The sequence below is a fragment of the Corynebacterium sp. HMSC036E10 genome, assembly GCF_001836265.1.
Lineage (GTDB): Bacteria > Actinomycetota > Actinomycetes > Mycobacteriales > Mycobacteriaceae > Corynebacterium > Corynebacterium coyleae.
In genome coordinates, this window is sequence record NZ_KV827938.1 from 80,390 (window position 1) to 82,134 (window position 1,745).

At 56.2% G+C, this 1,745-nt stretch carries 1 protein-coding gene; it reads right to left on the bottom strand.

What is annotated here, in order from left to right:
- Window positions 1-29 precede the first annotated feature (29 nt).
- Entirely contained in the window at window positions 30-1,421 is a 1,392-nt protein-coding gene (locus tag HMPREF2736_RS01465; protein WP_070828735.1) for an RNA-binding domain-containing protein, read from the bottom strand.
- Window positions 1,422-1,745 lie beyond the last annotated feature (324 nt).

The window sequence follows — 1,745 nt, forward strand, 5'->3', positions numbered from 1 at the left end:
TTTCGAGTAGCTTTCTAGTAGCTTTCGAGCTACCGCAAAGGCCCTTCCAAAAGCCATACCGCCCGAGGGTCCCGCGGACCTTTACCGCGCCATTGAATAAGGCCCTCCTCCCGCAGCGCTTTCAACGCGCGGCGGGCAGGCGGGTTCGAAATCCCCAAAGCATCTGCAACCTCCCCCGTAGACATTGGCCTGCCTTTCGCTTGCATGACTGACAGGACGCTGCCGGCGTGAGGCGGGAGGGAGTCCGCGGTCTTCGGATCAAGCCGTTGAACCGCCTTCAACGTAAGCAGAACACTTCCGCTCGTCTGCTGGTAAATCGGGTCAGCAAACCCCACTCGCCGCATACCTGCAAACATACGGCGGATACCCTCGCCGAGTTCTTGACCAATCCGAAGCTCTGCCGTCACCCGCGCAATGAGAGGATTGCGCGCAAATCGAGCAATAGATTCTGGTCGTGTGGGGTCCACCAAACCGGGAAAGCGCCCCGGACTCGAAACTTCGATGCGAGATGGATAGATCTCGAACCGCACATGGTCACCAGCCATGCTGTACGACCGGTGAATGACAGCATTTACTAATCCCTCAAGCCAAACGTCGTTCGGGATGAGATTTTCATCCTCGAACAACCCCGAAGCACCCAGGCGCCGGACTTGCGGCAGCATCCCCTCAATCGCCCGCTGAGCAGCCCCAATTTGTTGTGGCAACGGCCCCTCAAACCGGTCGTCGGCCAAAAGCTGTTGCTGATGACCCGCGAGCCGCTCATCCTCACCGAACCGCAGAACACGGACATGTGCATTAGGGAAGAACTCTTGCGGGTCTTTACCGAAGAGCAAGAGTGCTGCTGTTCGGGGCCTACCTTCACGGTCGATGAGATTTCTTGCTTTAAGAGCGTCTTCAGCGGAAGAAGAACCAATAACGTTGGCATATTCACCAACGACCTCCATATCGAGATCACCCATACCGACACGGGGCAGCACCGTCGCATCGAACTGTTGCTCACCCTTGGTGTAACGCAGTTCGAGAATGCCGTCTGCATTCAGCAACCGAGATTCGTCGCCGACACGCAGGAAGCAGTCCCCCGACCGCAAATAATGCACATGCTCACTCGGGTCTACATGAAACAGGTAAACCTGCGCACCGTCGCCAACATCGAACGGCTCGATTCGAACACGCACGGTTGGATCCGTGTGGTCGAGCGATGTTTGTCTCAGATCATTGTCCTGCTTAGGCGTCGGTGCCCCATCAAACTCCCGGTCAGTAATTCCGACAGCAATAATGCCGCCCTCCGCATTTGCCATGCCGACGATGGTCTTGGCGAGATCCTTCGGCTTGATGCGGAAAGACTTTCGCTCGAACCATTGATCTTCCGGCAGACGCAGAAGAAGGCTCGGGTCATCTCGGTAGTTTCTCTCTGGACGCACAGAAGGAATTCTACTCGAAAGGCTTTCTAGTAGACGAGTTTCCGCAGCTCAACCTAGAAACATTCCCTTTCGAGTAGCTTTCTAGTAGCTTTCGAGCTACCACCAAGGCCCTCGCGCAGGCCCCGCCATTCTCGAAACCCCTGCTGCGAAGTTCACCGGAGATACGGATAATGGCACGCATGGCTCAAACCTCATCGACATCGCTCAAGCACATGTGGGAAACCCGCGGTCAAGTCCCGTGTAGTGGTGTAGCGGTTTGTGCTTTCGGCTCGGTATGAAGTTTGGGGTTGTGGTTAGGCGGTTAGTTGGTGGTGGTCGCCATGA